14 protein-coding genes and 1 tRNA gene are annotated in these 21,342 nt (G+C 31.9%); 1 reads left to right on the top strand and 14 read right to left on the bottom strand.

The window, feature by feature from the left end; genetic code table 11:
* Position 1: 1 nt before the first annotated feature.
* The 13 genes from HSX10_RS06430 to HSX10_RS06370 form a co-directional block, all read right to left on the bottom strand.
* Positions 2–1,207, bottom strand: coding sequence for an efflux RND transporter periplasmic adaptor subunit (locus HSX10_RS06430; RefSeq protein WP_159018049.1), 1,206 nt, complete (start codon positions 1,205–1,207; stop codon positions 2–4).
* A 4-nt stretch (positions 1,208–1,211) separates the two neighbouring features.
* Positions 1,212–5,546 (bottom strand): CusA/CzcA family heavy metal efflux RND transporter, encoded by a 4,335-nt coding sequence (locus tag HSX10_RS06425; protein WP_173587376.1) that lies wholly within the window; start codon positions 5,544–5,546, stop codon positions 1,212–1,214.
* Positions 5,547–5,665: 119 nt separating this feature from the next.
* A complete protein-coding gene (locus HSX10_RS06420; RefSeq protein ID WP_147677779.1) occupies positions 5,666–5,977 on the bottom strand; it encodes a DUF6660 family protein in 312 nt (103 codons plus the stop codon).
* A 63-nt stretch (positions 5,978–6,040) separates the two neighbouring features.
* Positions 6,041–7,144, bottom strand: coding sequence for a DUF4238 domain-containing protein (locus HSX10_RS06415; protein ID WP_173587375.1), 1,104 nt, complete (start codon positions 7,142–7,144; stop codon positions 6,041–6,043).
* Between the two features lie 7 nt (positions 7,145–7,151).
* Positions 7,152–8,834, bottom strand: a complete 1,683-nt coding sequence (locus HSX10_RS06410) for a hypothetical protein (RefSeq protein ID WP_173587374.1) — start codon at positions 8,832–8,834, stop codon at positions 7,152–7,154.
* Positions 8,831–10,411, bottom strand: a complete 1,581-nt coding sequence (locus HSX10_RS06405; RefSeq protein WP_173587373.1) for a hypothetical protein — start codon at positions 10,409–10,411, stop codon at positions 8,831–8,833. The genes HSX10_RS06410 and HSX10_RS06405 overlap by 4 nt, the downstream gene beginning before the upstream one ends.
* Positions 10,412–10,670: 259 nt before the next feature.
* Positions 10,671–10,743 (bottom strand) — tRNA-Met (locus HSX10_RS06400).
* A gap of 171 nt (positions 10,744–10,914) precedes the next feature.
* Positions 10,915–11,751, bottom strand: coding sequence for a leucine-rich repeat domain-containing protein (locus HSX10_RS06395; protein ID WP_173587372.1), 837 nt, complete (start codon positions 11,749–11,751; stop codon positions 10,915–10,917).
* A 130-nt stretch (positions 11,752–11,881) separates the two neighbouring features.
* Positions 11,882–12,064: a CPXCG motif-containing cysteine-rich protein gene (locus tag HSX10_RS06390; protein ID WP_173587371.1), complete on the bottom strand. Its 183-nt coding sequence runs from the start codon at positions 12,062–12,064 to the stop codon at positions 11,882–11,884.
* A gap of 11 nt (positions 12,065–12,075) precedes the next feature.
* Positions 12,076–13,392, bottom strand: coding sequence for a TolC family protein (locus tag HSX10_RS06385; RefSeq protein ID WP_173587370.1), 1,317 nt, complete (start codon positions 13,390–13,392; stop codon positions 12,076–12,078).
* A complete protein-coding gene (locus tag HSX10_RS06380) occupies positions 13,382–16,579 on the bottom strand; it encodes an efflux RND transporter permease subunit (protein WP_173587369.1) in 3,198 nt (1,065 codons plus the stop codon). The genes HSX10_RS06385 and HSX10_RS06380 overlap by 11 nt, the downstream gene beginning before the upstream one ends.
* On the bottom strand, positions 16,579–17,712 hold the full coding sequence (locus HSX10_RS06375) for an efflux RND transporter periplasmic adaptor subunit (RefSeq protein ID WP_173587412.1): 1,134 nt from the start codon (positions 17,710–17,712) through the stop codon (positions 16,579–16,581). The genes HSX10_RS06380 and HSX10_RS06375 overlap by 1 nt, the downstream gene beginning before the upstream one ends.
* 76 nt (positions 17,713–17,788) lie before the next feature.
* Positions 17,789–19,699, bottom strand: a complete 1,911-nt coding sequence (locus HSX10_RS06370) for an ABC-F family ATP-binding cassette domain-containing protein (protein ID WP_173587368.1) — start codon at positions 19,697–19,699, stop codon at positions 17,789–17,791.
* A 112-nt stretch (positions 19,700–19,811) separates the two neighbouring features.
* On the opposite strand from HSX10_RS06370, the gene HSX10_RS06365 reads away from it, so the two are divergent.
* Positions 19,812–20,213, top strand: coding sequence for a DUF983 domain-containing protein (locus HSX10_RS06365; protein ID WP_173587367.1), 402 nt, complete (start codon positions 19,812–19,814; stop codon positions 20,211–20,213).
* On the opposite strand, the gene HSX10_RS06360 is transcribed toward HSX10_RS06365, so the two are convergent.
* On the bottom strand, positions 20,214–21,257 hold the full coding sequence (locus HSX10_RS06360) for an NAD(P)/FAD-dependent oxidoreductase (RefSeq protein ID WP_173587366.1): 1,044 nt from the start codon (positions 21,255–21,257) through the stop codon (positions 20,214–20,216).
* Between the last annotated feature and the right edge of the window lie 85 nt (positions 21,258–21,342).

The following is a 21,342-nucleotide window of genomic DNA, read 5'->3' as shown; positions in this document are numbered from 1 at the left end:
ATTAATGTGCGTGTTCTGCTTCGCCCTTTTTCATTTCTGCAATTAGGTAGTACGCATTGTTATAAGCAAACTTTGTATTTGTTGCTATTTCTTCGGGAAATTGAATTGCTACCCAATCGCTATCTTTATCTCCCAAAATAACCTCAATTGGTTTAAAACTCCAATCCACATTTTCTTTTTCAACTGAAAACACATAAAATTTGTCGCCTTCTTTTACAATAGCACTTTCTGGTAATGCCATTGTTTTAGTGCTTTCTGTCTGTATTCTTCCTTGAATGTACATTCCTGGAATTAAATTTCCTTTTTTGTTTTCAATTTCTGCGTGAACGTGAACCGCTTTTGGGTTATCCTCAAAAGTTTTGCTTACGGAATATATTTCTGCACTCAATTCATCATCTTCAATAGATTGTATATTAAAGGTAACTTTTTGACCTTTTTTTACTTTGTAAACATCTTTTTCAAAAACCATTAAATCTGCGTGAACGTGATGCGTATCTACAATTTCAAAGAGTTCGGTTTGTGGTTCAACATATTGTCCTGTTTTCACTTCCACCTTTTGCACATAACCTTCAATGGGACTGCGTAATGCCACACGTTGCGCTATCGTACCATTTGCGACTGAATTTGAATTAATATTCAACAATTTTAACTGTGCTGCCATTCCATTAACCATAGCTTTTGATGCGTCATATTCTGCTTCTGCTTTTTGAAAATTTGCACCAGAGCCTACACCTGCATCATATAATTTTTGTTGTCGTTCATAGTTTTTCTTTAGAAAAGTGCTGTTGCTATACGCATTCAAATAATCGGTTTGCATTTGTATAATATTGGGATGTGAAAGGTATGCAACAACTTGACCTTTGTTTACTTTGTCGCCTTCAATCACTTCAATAGAAACAACATTTGCACCAACAACCGAAGTTATGGCAGCTTCATTTTGTGGTGGCACTTCCAAAGTTCCGTTTGCTTCTACATAGCCACTCATATTGCGTGAGGAAATGGTGTCAATTTTCATTTTTAAGGCTTCAAATTGTTGTGATGATAACATAACTTCTTCTCCTTCGTGATGTTCTTCTTTAGGATTAGTATTGGTTTCCTTGTCGTGCGCGTGTCCATCTTCTTCATTGTGGTTTTCTTTATTGCCACAAGAGGTTGCTGAAAATGAAAGTATTAGAACTGTCAATATGATATATAATGTGTTTTTCATAATCTTAATTTTTAAAATATTGTAATTCGAAAGTGCTTTCTAAATAATTTGCCAAAGCTGTCTGTGCTTCAATTTCGCTCTGAATAGCTTCTTTTATAAGTTGTGTAAATGCCGAATAATCAATCTCGCCTTCTTTGTAAGCGAACAATGCGCCTGTTTTTTGGTCTTTTGTAAGTGGTAATACTTGTTCTTTATAAAAGAGCCACGATGTTTTCCACTTTAGATAGTTTTCTTTGGCTTGAATAAATTTAGATTCAACTTCGTTTTGTCTGAATTGAATAGTAGTTTCGGCAATTTGTTTGTCAATTTTTGCAGTTCTAATATTCGCTTTTGTTGTGCCAGATAGAAATGGAATTGATATACCAGCTTGATAGGTGTAAAAACCAGAATTACCATTTACGTTTTGCAAACCACCTTGAAGATTGAATTTGGGTAGATTTTCGGCTTTTGCAACTTTGTAATTTGCTTCTGCTTCATCTATTTGAATTTGTGCAAGGTTATATAAAGGATGTTCTTTTGCATTGAAATCGTTTATATCAATTTCATTAGTGATATCCAATTCGTCTGGTACGTTATAAAATTCATCCGAAACGAGCCATAGATTCAACTGCTGTAATGCAATTAGATAGTCACTCTTTGCTTGCAAAAACTTGTTTTGAATTTGCAATGCTTGGTTCTTTGCTGCGGAATATTCCAATTTTGAAATGGCTTCAACTTCATAATTTAATTCCACCGCTTTTTCAAAATTGGTGTAAATGGAATCCAATGCTGCATACAGATTATAATTTCGTTTACTCTGAAAGGCATTTGACCACGCTTTTTTAACTTCCAATTCCAATTCTAATTCTGAAAGTTGAAAGGCTTTTTGCGCTAACTGAATGCGTTGCTCCTGTAATTTTCGTTTTGGTGCAATACCAAAAACATCAATGTTAGATTGCCCAAGGCCAATGGTTGTGTAAATTCCTGTACCATTATTTAGTTCCTCGCCACCCGTGAAAATTTGAGTTGTGCCAAAATCATAAGCAGTACTTTTTAGCTGCTGTTGTTTTTCAATTTCCAACTGTCGTTGTTTTAAACTTGGATAGTTTTGCTTTGAAATGTTAACAGCTTCATTCATTGAAATAATTGGTAACGTATCGTTTACCTGCTGGGCATTTCCTGTTAATGGTAACAAAAATAAAAAGGCTATCATCGCAGTAACAATACTAACTTTTTTGTTGGGTCTAAACGTGAAGGATTTATTTTCTACCCAATGATATAAAATAGGAAGAACAAATAAAGTTAAAAGAGTAGAAGTCAACAAACCACCAATAACAACTGTTGCTAAAGGTCTTTGTACTTCAGCACCTGCCGATGATGAAATTGCCATAGGTAAGAAGCCCAAAACATCTGTAAAAGCGGTTAGCATAATAGGTCTTATTCTTCGTTTTGTACCTTCTATAATTCTATCTTTAAGATTAGTAACGCCTTCATCTTTTAGTTCATTCAATCCGCTAATCATTACCAAGCCATTTAAAACAGCAACACCAAACAAGACAATAAAACCGACACCTGCCGAAATACTGAAAGGCATGTCCCTTAACCATAATGCAAAAACACCACCAATGGTTGCCATTGGGATTGCTATATAAATCATTAAGGTTTGTGGAAGTGATTTTAATGCAAAATAAATGAGAACAAAAATTAGCAATAACGCAATTGGTACAACGGTCTGTAAACGGTTGCTTGCTCGTTCCAGATTCTCAAAAGCACCACCATATCTAATGAAATAACCAGAAGGTAGTTCGAGATTGGCATCTAACTTTTCTTTGATTTCAGTTACCAAAGATTTCACATCACGACCTCTCACATTGATACCTACATACGTTCTTCGGTTGGTGTTATCCCTGCTTATTTGCATTGGGCCAGATTTAAAGCTAATATCTGCAACTTCGCGAAGCGGAATTTGAGTGCCAGATGGCAAATTTATATACAGATTTTGTACGTCTGAAATGTCCTTACGATTTTGGGAATCTAATCGTACCACTAAATCAAAACGTTTTTCGCCTTCAAAAATAACGCCTGCTGTTCCACCTGCAAATGCAGATTGTACAATTTGGTTTAACGTATTTATTTGAAGTCCGTACTGTGCTAATTTACTTCGGCTATACGTTATTGTCATTTGCGGTAAACCTGTGGTAGCTTCCGCTTTCATATCTCCAATACCTTCCGTTCCTGCAATTATTTTTGATATTTCTTCTGCCTTTTGGGAAAGCACATTTATATCTTCTCCATAAATTTTAATTGCAATATCTTCTCTAACACCTTCGAGTAATTCATTAAAACGCATTTCGATGGGTTGGGTAAATTCATAGTTTACACCGGGAATTATTTCAACCGCTTCTTTCATTTCTTCAATGAGTTCATCTTTAGTTGCAACGGTTGTCCACTCGCTTTTAGGTTTCAGAATTACAAAAATATCTGCAATATCCATAGGCATTGGGTCGGTTGGGATTTCAGCAACACCAATTCGACTTACAATTTTTTCAACTTCTGGAAACTTTGCTTTTACAATTTGCTCGATTTTAGTAGTTGTTTCGATAGTTTCGGTAAGTGAACTACCTGGTTTTAAAATGGCGTGAAATGCAATATCTCCTTCATCGAGTTGTGGAATAAATTCGCCACCCATTTTGCTGAAGGTAACCACAGCAATTCCGAATAGAACTACCGAAATACCAATGATAAGTTTTCCTTTTTTTAAGGATTTTTCTAATAAAGGTTGGTACTTGCGTTCTACCCAATGTACAAATTTGTCTCCATAAGATTTTTTGTCATTTTTTGGTGCTCTTAAAATCAAGGCAGACATCATTGGAACATACGTTAAACAAAGCACCATTGCGCCAATCATTGCAAAAATGAACGTCAATGCCATAGGTTTAAACATTTTGCCTTCAATACCTTCGAGAGCTAAAATGGGCAGAAATACAATCAAGATAATAAGCTGACCGAAAAAGGCAGCATTCATCATCTTTTTTGAAGCGTTTGAGGCGATGCCATCACGTTCTTTGGAAGTCAATTTTTTCTTCTTGTAGAGTTGGGAAGCGATTAGGAAAACGGTACTTTCTACAATAATTACAGCACCATCGACAATAATCCCAAAATCTATTGCGCCCAAACTCATTAGGTTTGCCCAAACATCAAAAACATTCATTAATATAAATGCAAATAATAAGGATAGGGGAATAGTGGAAGCCACTATTAAGCCACCTCGCCAATTTCCCAATAAGAAAATAAGGACGAAGATTACTATTAATGCACCTTCAATAAGATTGGTTGCAACTGTTGAAGTGGTTTCAGCAATTAGTTTACTTCTGTCTAATAATGGTTCGATAATGACACCTTCGGGCAAAGATTTTTCAATTTGCGCCATTCTTTGCTTTACATTCTCAATAACATCGTTAGAATTTGCGCCTTTAAGCATCATTACTAAACCACCTACAACCTCACCTTCGCCATCTTGGGTCAATGCGCCATAACGGATTGCAGCACCAAATTGAACTTTTGCAATGTCTCCAATAGTAATAGGAATGTTATTTGTGTTTTTTACCGTAATGTTTTTAATATCGTCCAAACTGCGCACCAAACCTTCTCCACGAATGAAATTGGCTTGATGGTTTTTTTCAATATATGCGCCACCTGTGTTTTGGTTGTTCATTTCCAGCGCTTCAAAAACATCTGTGATTGTTATACCAATCGCCTTTAATTCGTTTGGGTCAACAGCAACTTCGTACTGTTTTATTTTACCGCCAATTGCGTTTACTTCTACAACACCTTCGACCATCGCCATTTGACGTTGTACAATCCAGTCTTGCATTGTTCTCAAATCGGTAACCGAATATTTGTCTTTATATTCTGGTTTTACTTTAAGTGTGTATTGGTAAATTTCTCCCAATCCCGAAGATATTGGTCCCATTGTAGGTGTACCAAAACCACTCGGAATTTGTTCTTTTACTTCGTTCAATTTTTCAGATACTAATTGACGAGGTAAATATGTTCCCATATCGTCGTCGAAAACGATGGTAACGACAGATAAGCCAAAGCGAGAAATGGAACGGATTTCCTTTACATTTGGCAAGTTGCTCATTGCAACTTCTACAGGATAGGTTACAAATTGTTCAATGTCCTGCGTTCCTAAATTTGGTGCTTGTGTAATGACTTGTACTTGGTTGTTGGTAATATCTGGAACAGCATCGATAGGCACTTGGGTCATACTCCAAATACCAGCTGCTACAATGGTTAGCGTTAGCAAACCAATAATGAATTTGTTATTGATTGAAAAATCAATGATTTTATTAATCATAGAAAATGTGTTAATTCAGTTAAACATATCATTTTGCGCGAAGCGCAAAATAAAAGCGAAGCAACGCTTGTATAAAAAGGCGTTACGTTTGGATATAGCTATCCTTAAAAAAAACTGAATTATGCCCTTGGTGGCTGTAAAATGGAAGTGGTAAAATCTTTTTCTGTACCGTTTAGGTAAAGAAAATCTTGAGTAGATATATAAGGAAAATTAAATTTTAAATCTGCAAATTGAAAATATGTTGCATTTATATGGCAACATTGACAAATACAAAAAGGCGAACATAAATCTGAATCTTGATGTTGATGATCATTGTCCATTCCTTGTGAAATCTCAGTTTGCACCTCATTATCAAGCGTAGCATTATCTTCGCAAGGTGCTAAATTAAGCGCGAAAATATAAATTGATAATATGAAGGCTAAAAATTTCATCGTAACAAAGATATACATTATTTAATGCAATGGTGTTGCAAATAAATATACAAAACCAATATTTTACCACTTACCCATTTTTGATAGCACCTTTTTGTACTTCAACATTTGTATATCGTCTTTACAATATGGATGCTCTAAAAGTTCTTTAAGTTTACCTATAAATTCTTTTGAAACAAACCCTTTTTTCTTTAGAATATCAAATAAAACAAGAGCTTGTTCTACTCTATATTGAGCTTTTTTTAAAAATTCATCTCCATTTTCTGGATTTTCATAATGGTTTTGAATATCAAAATGTTTATCAATATCTCCTTTGTATGCTACTAATAAGTTTTCAGCATTTTGTTGTGTTACTCCATTTGTAGTAAACACATAGTCTCTGTCTTGAGTAAGTCTATTAATTCTTGTTTGACCATCTGCATAGTCATTAGGATGTATCTCTAAATAATGTGAACGATCCAAGGGTAATGTAATAACTGCTTTAGGGTCATATAAACCTTGAAATTTATTTGTTTCAAAATGTCTAATTGAAACGGGATTATCAGACGTAATTATTGGTGCATCGGTGTCATTAATTTTAATCACATTTATTGTACAATCGTATTTGAACTTTACAAAATTCCCCCATTGTTCTAAATGATTTACTAAAAAAGCTGTTCTTGCACGTTCATTGTATTCTTTTTTAACTACTTCAATATCATCTATATGAAATTCCATTTTTTCTCCATACAAATTCATTTTAATAATACCTTCTTTATTTACTGTATGTGAAGCAGTATCAAATATTTGGTTATTAAAACTTTTTTGATGATTTAAAATCCGTGGTGTGCGGAAATATAATGATAGACATACATAAAGTATTTGGATTTTTTGCTCTTGCGTAACCGTCAGCAGTTTTTCGTCAATAAGTAACTTATATACTTTTGGAAACTCACTATCAACATTCTCAGCATAGTGTTTTTCTAAGGCATATTTTATTTCATCTGATTCAGCTGGTATTGTATAAATATTCTTTTCAAAACAAATATCTTTAGTGCTAATTTGCTCTAATAGCATATCATTATCCATTTTGTAAACATCCACAAAGTGATTTCTTTTTCTTCCTTCAACTGCAAAGTTCTTTAAATATGAACGTGGTATATAATGTTGTTTTATTGGATTTGACATTATTCTATTATTTTGTTGAGACTTCTTGCTTCATAAAAACACGCCAAGTTAAAGGAAAAGGTTGGCTTTTATAATGCCTGCTTGCAACGTGTGCTACAATATCGAAACTGTGCTTAAAAATTTTAAAATCCTTTTCTAATCCAAAGAGTTCCATTTCTGATACCATTTCTTTTTTGTATTCTTCAGCATCTTCATAGAGCGTTACTGAATGTTTTGTTGTGCCTTCGCCATGACTATAATCTTGAATACAAATTTTATTTTCCATTTCTTTAAGCGGAAACCAAATCTGTAAATTTAAGTCTGTAAAAAGTTCCATAGAAATCTTCCTTACGAACTTGTATAAATCTTCATCATTAAATACTAAAGCATATTCAGCCAAAATAGGAATTATCATAGATGATTGGACATCACATTCTTCTTCGCCATTGTGAATATCTACCAGCTTTTCATAACTTTTTCTAAACAACGGAAAAAACTTATTAAGCTTATAATTATTGTTAAAACCTAAAGTCATTTCAGAAATCCATTTTTTGGCTGGGTCGAAGTTTCTTGTAAAATTCATTAGATTAAGTGCTAATGCAATTTCAATACTATGGACATCGTATTCTGGATATTTTGAAGGTGGATTGTTCTGAATAAACAGACATAATCCATTACTAATTGAAAGTGCGCTTTGGTAATAGGTTTGTGCTTGTTCTTCATTTCCTTCTCGATAATGGATTCTAAACTCTTGTATTTCGGTTAAGCCTATGATTGCTATTATTCCTATTTCCTCCCAAACATTCAAGCTATATTCTAAACTATTTCTACTGTACTTGTATATGCTGTGTTCAACTTTATAGTGTTCAACTACTTTATTGAAATAATTGACACCTATTGTTCTTTTTAATGAGTGAATTTTGTAAAATTCTTCCCTGACATAGCTTTTCTCTAAATGATTACCTTCTTGTATAAAATGCCATGTAAAAAGCAAACTGCGCTCACTCGCATATATTGAAGGCTTTAAATTATTATTGTCTTGTGACCATTTGTATAAGATGTTTAAACATAATCTTACCAGCCTCAACTTTTTCAAGATATGTCGTTTTTGTTTGGGTTGTTTCTCTAAAATTTGCTGAATAAGCGCATAGAAATGTTGTAAATCATAATCTGGTAATTCTAGAAATACTAAGGACTTTCTTAACAGCGATTGGTACTCCTGCGGAAATAGTTTTTCGTTTATAAGATAATCATCAAGCATAGCGCTTATTTCGCCTGTTCCCCAAAAATCGTACTCAATAGTCTCTGTTGTGTTTTGTTCGACATATTGTGTCCAATCGCTAAGTACATTTTGATTTCTTACTCCATTTGTACTAACAATTATTTTTATAGGAAGTTTTTTGAGATTTGTTGTTAAAGAAATAGGTATATAAGTATCCTTTATTTGGTTTAAAGTAGAGCGAATTGCATTTACATTTCCATCCCAAGTTGTTCTGGTTAGATTGCCTTGTTTCACAGCTAACAAAAACACTTTTTTAATACCATCTTCTGGATCTATACCAACAGCAGAAATATCCACACCAAATTGACGACCTTTCATTGGTTTTGAAATGGTTGTGAATTTCATTCCAACTAACAAATCAGTCAGTAAAGTATCAAGCTCTTTATCCTCTTTTAAAAGATTTATGTATTCGCTTAATAAAAATCTCATTGTCTTCTTTTAAAATTTTGCCAATACAATCTTTCTTGTGCTTGACCTATTGGGTCTATAAATTCGCCTCTTGGCATTTCGCCAGAATGAGATATAAGTCCTGGTGTCATTTTTTCGGTGTATTGGTTTTCATATTTTGAGAATATAGATTTACCTGTTCTATAATTAATTGTTGTTATAGAACTAAAAAAGGAAGGACCTTCTGCTTCACTTTCCTTAAATGATTTACTGAATTTTTTACCTTCGATTTTATTATAGTAAATAAGTCTTCGTTCTGAAGGTGCAAACTCTTTTAAGTTTTCTAAATCTGAATATGCCTTATATTTATCTTCGCCTTCTTTTACAATATCGTTAGTTATTTTTTTGAGCTTTCTACTTGCAGTCTTCTTTTTTAAGTTTAAAAACTCTATCGCAGAATAATAATTAAAGATGATATGGTTGATAAACAAATCAGCCAAAAACGGAACGACTTCTTTATTATCTGCTTTATGTTCCAATATAGAATACACCAAGGAAATTGAGGTGTCCTTGTCATAAACGAAAGCGAGTATTTTATAAGTAATATATTCAATGTCATAATCTGAGAGACCATTCAATACTTCTTCAGAAATCGTTAATCCTGATAGATTCCTCATATATCTGGCACTATTCATTTCAAAAATGGCAATATGAAAATTGGGATTATCTTTATTTAACCAGTTGGTGTATAGCTTTTGGAAGTCAGAATAAAAATTATCACAAAGTGTATTTAGCAAATGACTGAAATATTCAATCTTTCTAGCATTATCAGGACTCATCGCTACCCAATCTGTTATAAAATCAACAACTAAGTTTAAATTAGTTTTTGCTACATTTTCTAATCGATATGCCAATTGATTATATGCGCCTGCGTGTTCAATATCAACATGAAGTAATACTGGAAGGTATTTTTTAAACAGATGTAATTCCTTTTCTAAATCTATATTATAATCTAAAAAGTAAATGAGCTCTAATTGAATATCGATAGTCTCTATACTTGATAACCTATCTATAATTGTATCTGCACTTTTTATCTCAGTTCTTTTATTTCTAACTGTAAAAAATATTGCCGACCAAAGATCCAAATGATTTTCGGACTTGCTTATGGTATCAAACTGCTTTTCAATCCAATTCACAAATGCTTTTGGTGTAGTTTTAGCTACCAAATCAATTTTCACGATAGATTGTATTCCAATTTTATTTACGTCTATATTATCATCTTTAATTAGACGTTTAATTTCATCTATTGTAAACTTTTGGTCTGAATGATATAATCCAGAAAGAATGTCCATCAATGTAAAATATGAATCAGGATTATTTGCTTCAAGTGTTTTCAAATACATTTCTTTACCAAAAGAAGCATTCATTTTTGCTTCGCGTTCTAATGCGACCAGAAGGTTTCTGGTTGGATAGTTACTTTTTAAATTTTTCAGTAATTCAGGTAGTGCCTTTATATAAAGGTTTATATCAATATTTTTAATATTGTCACAAAAGATTCTATAATCCTGCCAGCGATTAGCAGGCTCTCTATTATCTAATAAGTCTTGTAGAAATTGCAAATGAAAAGAATTAAATTTTTGACTAAAGTTAAAAAAGTATAGAAGCGAATTAGAAAAATTGTAAGGTATTTTTAATATTAATTCTCTATTCTTCAATTTTCATAGAAAAATATAGTTTAAATTTTATTTCACATACTAAATGAAATCAAATTAAATCAAATACTATTTAGCAGAAGATAAACAGCTAAATTCTGTACTTATTCTGTACTATGTGAAATAAAAAAGCCTTTCAATTTCTTGAAAGGCTTGTTTTTACTAGTAGCGGGAACTGGACTCGAACCAGTGACCTTCGGGTTATGAGCCCGACGAGCTACCTACTGCTCTATCCCGCGATGTGTATTCAAAAAACAATATCTTTAGCTTTTAACTTTCGGTTCATAATGCCGATGTATTGTTTTGGGACTGCAAAGATACAACTTATTTCCAATTGACAAAGAAAAAAACAAAAAAAATACTCAATAATTTTTATTGAGCACTTTTTTTATAATTATCATGGCTAATAATTAATCCTCTTCAGCATCTAATGTTGCTAATGAACCCTTACTATTACTGTCTTCCAAGTCAAAGTCAACAATATTTGGCAACTTAGATCTAAGGACTGCAAAGTTTCCTTTAAATTGATTTTGACCTAATAGTAATGTCTTTAAATTTGTAAGTTGTGCTAATTCATTTGGTAATTCACCGTAAAAAGCATTATTAGATAATACTAATTCTTCAAGTTTAGATAATCCTCCAATAGACGAAGGAATCGTTCCTAACAAGTTATTATCGAATAGACTTAATACCTTTAACGAATTTAAACTTGATAGACTTGATGGTAAGCGACCTTGTAATTGGTTACTACTCAACATTAATTTTTCTAGTTTAGGTAGCTTTCCTATAGAAGAAGGTATTTCTCCTACAAAGTCATTATTATATAATTCAATAGATACTAACTTTTTTAAATTTCCTATTTTGGAAGGTATTTCTCCACTAAATCGATTAGAAAATAGTTTCAATTCTTCTAAATTAATTAAACTAATTAAAGCATCAGGTAATTCGCCTTCTAAATTATTGAAAGCTAAATTAAGATTTTTTAAACTTGTTAATTCTGAAATTGACTCAGGTAAATATCCAGTTAAATTATTAAACATTAAATCTATAGATACAACTTCTTCATTTTCTATGGCTATTCCATACCAATCTGATACAGGTTGATCTAAATCCCATGAGTTATTCCATGCATCGCCATTGGTAGCGTTGTATAAATCAACAAGTGCAGATTTTTGTTTTTGTGAAACTTCTGCAAATGAGAATACAGAAATTAGGCAGAATAATAAGGTTATTTTTAGTGTCTTCATAGTGATTGATTTTTGTGGAGGGACACAATAACAGCACGAATATAAACTCAAACACTATTAAAAGCAAATTTATTCGACGAAATACATAAATTATATTGAAGTTAGAGAATTATTAATTACATGAACCATACTATTGCTCTATATTTTCTGCTTGAAAACTTGTGATTTCTTGGTTTTCGATATGTACAGTAATTTGTATAGGATTACAGCAGGTCTTACAATCTTCAATATAACTTTGAGTTGTTTGAGATCTATCAATAAGCATTGAGATCCTTTCCCAGCAATATGGACATTGAAAAAAATATTCAACCATATTTTAATTATCTATAATTGGACGTTTAGTAATTCACCGCTTATTTGAAGCACATCTAATTCTGATAATTTAGCATCAAATTTAGCAGTATTTCTACTTAACTCTACACTTAATAAATTAAGTTGTGCTTGTCTAAACTCTATTGAATTAACCTGACCTATATTAAATTTTTCACGAGTACGCTCAAAATTATTTTCAGCAGTTAGTATATTTTTCTCTTGAATATTATAGATTTCTAACTTGTTTAAATAATTATCCCAAGCATTATTGAAATCACGCTCTATACTCAATAAAATATTTTCCTTCTCTAGTTTTTGAGTTTCTAAATTCACTTTGGCATTTCTAACGGTTGTAATCGTAGATCCTCCATCAAACAAATCCCAACTTAAATTTAAACCTCCTGATAAACCTGTACTGGTAGAAACAGACACAAAGGAAGCTGCGTTATTATTGTTCTTATTCCAACCGTAAGAACCAACTAAACCAATTGTTGGTAGATATGCTGATTGACCAGAATTAATATCTAATTGACTTATTGCTATATTTCTTTCAGTTTGCAATAAGGCTACATTTCTAGACTTTGCTTTTTCAAATAAGCTATCTTTTTGAAATTGTAGGGTAAACTCTACTTCTGTTTCAACATCGTAATCTGTAGTATAAGTTTCACCTAAGACGAGTTTTAAATCGCGTTTCGCATTTTTTATTTCTTGTTTAATATTAATGATATTGATACTATCGCTATTAATATCAACTTCGGCATTTAAAACTTCTAATTTTGTGTTCTGGCCATATTCGAATTGATATTCTGCTCTAATCAATCTGTCTTTAGTAATATTTAAAGTCTCCTCTAGCGTATTTAAATTATCGGTCAATTGCGCCACATTATAATACACAGCAAACAACTGTAGCATTGTATTCTCTATAGTTTCTCTTGCTTGAAGTTCTGATAACTGATACTGCTCTTTTAACCGTTTATAATTATAACGTCTTCCTAAACCGTCAAAAAGTGTATAATTCAAACTTACGCTAGCATTGTAATTAGAGCTCTCTACACCGTTTAATACTGTTGTAGACCCATCAGAGAATTCGACCTCTGTGTTATCTAAATTATAGTTTGCGCCTGCACCACCTGTAACAGTAGGTAAAAATCCTGTGTTAAGAATACTAGTATTATTCTCAGCAACGGTAACGGCATTTTTTGCGATTTTTACTCCGTAATTATTTTCTAATGCTAATGCTACTGCTTCTTCTTTGGTTAAAACTTCTTGCGCTTCAATACCTAATCCAAACAATAGAAATAAGGCTATCAATTTATATTTAGTGCTCATTTTCTTCTTGTTTTTCTTTAATTGCACGTTCTACTTCTTCTTTTGTTACCTCTTTTCCTGTCTCTAACCATTTACTTTTAGCTTTAATAGTATTACTAAATGATAAAAATAATGGTAATACTAATAATGTTAAAATCGTAGCATAAGCTATTCCGAAAGAAATAGATATTGCCATTGGTTTTAAAAATTGTGCTTGTCTACTTTTCTCTAATAATAAAGGTGCTAAACCTGCTATTGTTGTTAATGAGGTTAAAAATATAGCTCTAAATCTAGACTTACCTGCTTCAGATAGTGCTAAATCAAAGGCCATACCTTCTTTTAAATTACTATTAAATTTACCAATGAGTACTAAACCGTCATTAACCATAATACCAATCAAGGCTATAATACCTAATAATGATAAAACATTAACCTGAAAATCTAATAACCAATGTCCCCAAGCTACTGCTGTTAAACTAAATGGAATTAATAGCAGTAACAAAAACGGTTGCGAATAACTTCTAAAAGTAAAGGCAATTGTAATATATATTAATATTAAAATAATTGGACCTGCTAACTTTAATGAATCAGTTAATTTAGTTGCTTCACGATTTTGACCTTCATATGATGTATTGATCGTTGGGTATTTAGATTGTAATTGTGGTATAAAATCTGTTTTTATATCTTCAATAATATCAGTTGCACTAGAACTCGGATCTTTTAAATCTGCATAGACTTGAATTTCACGCTTTCCCTCTAAGTGATTAATAGCCACATCTCCTCTAACAATAGTATAATTAGCAATATCCTTAAGAGTTACACGCTCACCTGTTGGTGTTACAATTCTCATAGCATCTAAATCGTTGATAGAACTTCTATTGGTTTTATCGTAACGTACCCAAACTTTAATTTCATCTTGACCACGTTGAAACCTTTGTGCTTGAGCACCAAAGAAACCAGAACGTATTTGAGACATTACAGTTTGTAAGTCTAACCCTAACAAATAAGCGCTTTCTTTTAATTCTAAACGAATCTCTTTAATACCTGCAGGATCATTATCTCCAATATCTTTAAGTAGTGGATTTGTTTGCATGTACTTTTTAAGCTCTAGTTTAGAAGCTTTTAATTCTTCTATATTATTACTTAATAAAGAAACCGATACTGGACTACCACCAAAATTCCCACCAGAACCATAAATAAGACGTTCTGTACCAATTACAGGACCTACTAATTCTTCTAATCGATCTGTAATTAAATTAGATTTTATAGCGTCTGGGCGTTCTTCTCCTGGTAACAAATTAATTCTAAGTCTTGCGCTAGAACTACTACTAATATCTACAATCGTATTTTCGAAGAGTTGTTTACCTGTTCCTTTTAAATATTTTTCAGTTAATTCTTGATTTACAATAAACGATTTTTCCTCTATTAAAGAAATAATAGAATCTGTGATTTTTACGTTAGTACCTGCTGGCATAACCAATTCTATATTTGCCGCATCACTTGCTACTCTAGGAAATATAGTTACTCCGATAACTCCACCACCTAGCGAACCTAATGTTAATACCAATAAAGCTATGAAAACACCAAGTGAAAACAATTTAAATCTTAAAACAAGATCTAAAATTGGTGTATAAACCCTATCTCTTAAAAAAGACATAAGCATATCACCTCCTTTATTTATATATCTCATAAAAGAGAAAAACTGCTTAATTTTTGAAGGATTCTCATCAACCTTCTGAGCTCTCAAAGCTTTAGAATGTGCTAAATGCGCAGGTAAAATAATAAGTGCTTCAATTAAGGATACTATTAATGTTAATATAACTATAACGGCGACTTCACTAAAAAACTCTCCTATCCTACTGTCTAAAAAGAAAAATAATGAGAATGCTAAAAGTGTTGTTATAATTGCTGAAACTACAGGTGGAATAACTTCAATTGTACCATCAATAGCAGCTTGAATAGGACTCTTACCTTTTTCGTAGTGTTGGTAAATATTTTCGGCAATGACAATACCATCATCTACTAAAATACCAATAACAATAATCATCCCGAAAAGAGACAACACGTTAATAGTAACATCAAATTGAGCAGCAAACATAAACATTCCTAAAAAAGAAATAGGTAATCCGAAAGCAACCCATGCCGCTAATCGCATGTTTAAAAATATAGATAGAAATAATAATACTAACAACATACCCACAATAGCATTTTCTGTTAAGAGTTGCGTACGTTGCATAAGTGTTATGGATAAATCCCTAACAACATCTAAGCGTATATTGGAATGTTTCTGATTGTATTCTTCTATGTAAACATTAATCTTATCTGCAGAACTAATTAAATCTTCATTATTAGTACTCGTAATAGCAATATCTACTGCTAATTCTTGATTAAAATAAGTTGCATTTGGCGTTTCTGAAAATCGATCTCTAATAATGGCCACATCTTTAAGTCGAATTACTTTTCCGTCTGAAGAAGCTCTTACTACAATATTAGAAAGCTCACTTCCGAAGTATTGTTTATTATTTGCTCTAATTAAATACTCTTCAGTATCTGTTTTCACATTACCGCCTGTCACCAAAATATTAGCGTTAGTTACCGCTTCTGCAACTTCGTTAAATGTAATATTATAAGCTAATAAATCTATTTCATTTACTGCAATCTCAATTTCTTCCTCAGGAAAACCAGACAATTCTATTTGAGAAATGCCATCTATTGCACGCAGATCTGTTTCTACCTGACGAGCCAATTCTTTTAAAGTTACTAAAGGAATGTTTTTTCCGCTGATAGCAAAAGAGATTGTTTCTCTAACAATTTCTTGTTTAGAAACCACTAAAGGTTCCATACCTGTTGGAAAGGTTGGCACTCTATCTACCGCATTTTTAACTTCGAGAAGCATGAAATCGATATTCTCACCTTTTTCAATCTCAACGGTAATAGAACCACTATTTTCTTGTGATGTAGACGTTACACGATCAACACCTCTAAGACCTTTTAAGTTATCTTCAATTTGAAGCACAATACCTTCCTCTATTTCCTGTGGAGATGCACCAGGATAAGCAATAGTAATATTTATAATCTTGGTTTCTGTAAGTGGAAAGTAAGATGATTTTAGAGATAAAAGTCCTATTATTCCGAAAACAAAAAATGCTATAATTAAAATGTTGACAGCAACATGATACCTGATAAAATATTCAATTAGTTTTCTCATTATGGAATAGAATCAGTATTTGTAGGATTAGTAGCTGCCTTAACATGCATACCAGCATAAGCACCAGGTACTGGTTTTCTTAAAATTATAGTACCATCTGGTACATTCTTTAAAACAACCTTTTCATCAGAAAAATGAACTGGTTTTACAGAAATCACATCTAATAGGCTATCTCTAACGACATAAACCTCTTCGCTATCTAATAATAAGTTTCGATCTATTTCTATTGCATCTTCTACTTTTTCAGCATTAAGTTGTGCTTCAAGATACATACCTTCTTTAAGGTCATCATGTTTTACTTCAATATAAACTGTAATTGTTTGTGTCGTTGCATCAATGCTTCCATTAACACGAGACACTTTAGCTTCATATTGCTTGGTGTTATCTAAGCTCGTTAGCGTTACGCTTTCTCCTTCCTTTAAAATATCTGCAAAAGATTTACTTATTGCAACTTCCATTTCATAGACAGAAGGATTAATGAACTCACCCAACTGCTGACCACTTCTAACAAAAGTTCCTTCAGTAATTAAGGCTTCTGTTAAAATCCCTGAAAAAGGGGCTATAATTCTATATTTTGTTAAACGTTGTTCTAAGTTTTTTACATTGTAATAAGCGCTTACAATGCCACGACCTGTTATAAAATAATTTTCTTTCTCTTCTACAATTTCAGGTAGTTTCGGTGTTGTTTTATTTAAATTATACCCATTTAAATAGTCCTGCCATTTTTGAAATACTTCAGGAAAGTCTAATCTTAAATCTGGCATAATAGCAGCGATACTATTATATAAATCACTTTTTGCAGATTGAACGCTTGCATAATATTCAGAGGCATCTATGCGAATAAGCGCTTCACCCTTATTAAATTTCTGACCTGGTTTAAATAATTTAGACCCCGTTTTAAAAATACCTTGAACTTCAGAATATAATTCTACCCGTTGTTTAGCTACCAAATTACCATTTGCAGAAATCACTATAGGAACAGTTTTGTTCTTTACGGTTTCTACAAGTACTGTTTTAACAACCTTTGGTATTACAGGTTTTGGTTTGTGCTTATTATCAATTAGATAATTAGCTACTAAAAATGCACCAACAATTAATGCAACTCCGATAACGGATAAAATAATTTTTCTCAACATAAAGCTTAAAGTCGTAAGTATTTTACAAAACTAACTTTATAGTGAAGTGCAAACGTTAAAATAATCTTAATACTTAAGAAGAAAACTTATCTAAATCTGCTTGAACCAACTCCCAATCATTTAATAATTTATCTAAAGATTTTTTCTTTGTTTGATAAGCATCAAAAAATTTAGGGTCTGAAGCTGTCTTATCGTAATCTGAAGCAAGCTTAGCGTCATCAGCTTCTATATCTTTTTCAAGTTGATTGATTTTAGATTCAATATTACTCAACTTGTTATTTAAAGATTTTAATTTCTTTTGGTCTTCGTAATTCTGCTTATTGCTTTCTTTAGGCTTATTTGCAATTACCGTCCTTTTTTCAGCTTCTCTTAAATTCTCAAGATTACGTTGTTCTAAGTAAAAATCAATATCACCTAAGTATTGTTTAATATTTTGATCTTTAAATTCGTAAACTGTATCTGTTAATCCTTGTAGAAAATCCCTATCGTGAGATACTAAAATTAAAGTCCCTTCAAAATTCTGTAGAGCTATTTTTAAAACATTTTTAGATTTAATATCTAAGTGATTGGTTGGCTCATCCATTATAAGCACATTTAAAGGTTGCAACAATAATTTAGCCAAAGCTAAACGGTTACGTTCACCACCCGAAAGTACTCTAACATATTTTTCAGCCTCAGATCCTCTAAATAAAAATGATCCTAAAATATCTCTAACCTTACTTCTATTGGTTTCATTAGCGGCATCTATCATCGTATCTAAAACAGTTTTGTTACCGTCTAAATATTCTGCTTGATTCTGTGCGAAATAACCAATTTGTACATTATGCCCTAGGTTTAAATTTCCTTCGTGCTCAATATCACCTACAATAATCTTAGCCAATGTAGACTTCCCTTGACCATTCTGACCAACAAAAGCTGTTTTCATATTTCTAGGAACCGCTAAGTTTACTTTATTTAAAACCTGTAAATCACCATATTTTTTGGATATGTTATCAATTTCAACAACCACTTTTCCTGGTGTTACAGAAACAGGAAAACTTAAAGTCATTACACTATTATCATCTTCATCAACTTCAATACGATCAATCTTATCTAATTTTTTAATTAAAGATTGTGCCATTGTTGCTTTAGAAGCTTTAGCTCTAAATTTCTCAATCAACTTTTCAGTTTGCTGAATTTGTTTTTCTTGATTTTTTTGAGCTGCTAATTGTTGTGTTTTCATTTCCTTACGTAACACTAAAAATTGTGAGTAAGGCTTGCTATAATCATAAATACGTCCTAATGAAATTTCAATAGTACGATTGGTTACATTATCTAAAAACATTTTATCGTGAGATACAATTACAACGGCTCCGCTGTAACCTTTTAAAAAGTTCTCTAACCAAATAATCGATTCGATATCCAAGTGGTTAGTAGGCTCATCTAATAAAAGTAAATCATTATTCTGTAAAAGAAGCTTTGCTAATTCAATACGCATTCTCCAACCACCAGAAAATGTATCGGTAAGTTTATCAAAATCTTCACGCTTAAATCCTAAACCTTGAAGGATTTTTTCCGTTTCTCCTTGATAATTATAACCTCCTAATATTTCGTATTTATGCTGAATATCGTTTAAATCGATCATCAATTGATGATAAGATTCACTTTCGTAATCTGTTCGTTCTGCTAATTGAATATTTATCTCTTCGAGTTTCGTTTCACATTCTTTAATTTCTTTGAATGCTTCATATGATTCTTCTAGAACCGTTTTCCCTAAATCGAAATCAATATCCTGTTTTAAGAATCCGATTCGCATATCTTTATCTGCAGCAATTTGCCCCGTATCTGGTTCTTGTTCTTTAGATAAAATTTTAAGCATGGTAGATTTACCAGCTCCATTTTTACCGATTAAACCAATACGATCTCCAGGACCTAGTTTAAAAGTGATTTCTTCAAATAGATATTCTCCTTGAAATGATATAGAAAGATTGTGAATGTTTAGCATAAGTTTTATAAATAATTCAATTGCTTTTTGAGTTACAATTGTTACAGTGAGTAAGCAATAAAATTTTATCTTTGCCTTGCTTGTAAAAAGCGCAAAAATAAAGGTTTTAGTTATGATTAGAAAAGGAATGAAACTTTATAGTATTCTTTTTGGTGCTTGTCCTAAATGTCACCAAGAATCTATGTACATTAATAAAAATCCTTATGTACTTACAGATGTTGTTAAAATGCACAAAGAATGTTCTCATTGTCACACAAAATATGAAATAGAACCTTCTTTTTTCTACGGCTCTATGTACGTAAGTTATGCAGTAGCAGTAGCATTTGCAGTTGCAGCTTTCATTATAACTTTTGTAATTCTAGAACTTTCTTTAACCACAGCATTTGTTGCAATTGTAGTAACATTAATTGCTTTTATGCCTGTTATTATGAGGTTATCTCGTAATATATGGATAAACATTTTTATGAGTTACGATAAGGATTTAGTCGAAAAATCAAAAAATAAAACGCTTTAATTAATTAAAGCGCGAAATATCTATTTCATTTTCTAAGTCTTCACCATGTTCAATTAACCTAAATAATTGATTAGAAACATAAGGTGCAATCATAACGCCTCTTGTTCCTAAACCATTAAGTACATATAAATTTTTATATTGAGCATGTCTACCAACTAAAGGTCTACGATCTTTAACCGTTGGTCTAACACCTGCGATGTGTTCTATAATTTCGAAATCGCAAGTGATAAAGGTTTTTAATTTAGAAATCAGCTCTTCTTTAGCTAATTCTGTAGGTGTATTTGTTTTATCTTCATTATTATACGTCGCACCAACATTATACAAATCATCACCTAATGGAATTACAAATACTGAGGATTTTATAGCATAATCAATTTTTAAATCTGGTGCTTTTATCTTTAATATTTCTCCTTTAGAACCCGCAAGTGGTATATTATGAAAATAAGGGTTATTCTTTACTCCAAATCCTTCTGCAAATACAATCTGCTTTGTTTTTATGTTTTCATAATGAATCTCTTCATCTACAAACTCCATCTTATCATGAACAAAAGAAGTGCCAATAAAACTATCGTTAGTTATTAAAAAATGTCTATAATTTGTAATGAGTGTTTCTGTATCTAAACGTCCTGCATGCAAAACTTCACCGAATCCAAAGTTAGCATCTACAAAAGAATTGTTATTTTTTACAAGATTAGTAGATAGATAAAGCTCTAATAACGGTTTATCTGAAGCACTAAACCATTTATTTTGTTCTTGAATAGAAGTAAAACGTCTTAAAATAGGTAACCTATAATCGAATTTTATATTTAAATCGTTCTCAATTTTAGCATAACGTGGAGCAGACAATGCTAATTGTTCTTTTGCTTTCCAAACGGCTGAAAAACGTTTTAAAATAACAGGATTATATAAGCCTGCTGCAACTACAGAAGATTTCTGTGATTGATCATCAAACACAATAAAAGTCTTGTTATTGGCTCTTAATTCTTCACAAAACGATATGCTAGCTAAACCACAGCCTACAACAATATAATTAACTTCTTTCATAGTTACAAAAGTAAATAAATGTTAGTCATTACTGTACAGGTGGTAGTCTATTTTTGTTTTATAATTAAAAAAATATGACTGAAAT

It is taken from the genome of Winogradskyella undariae, assembly GCF_013285155.1.
Classification (GTDB): domain Bacteria; phylum Bacteroidota; class Bacteroidia; order Flavobacteriales; family Flavobacteriaceae; genus Winogradskyella; species Winogradskyella undariae.
Note: the sequence above shows the minus strand (reverse complement) of the source record. Positions and strands in the feature narration are given on the sequence as shown.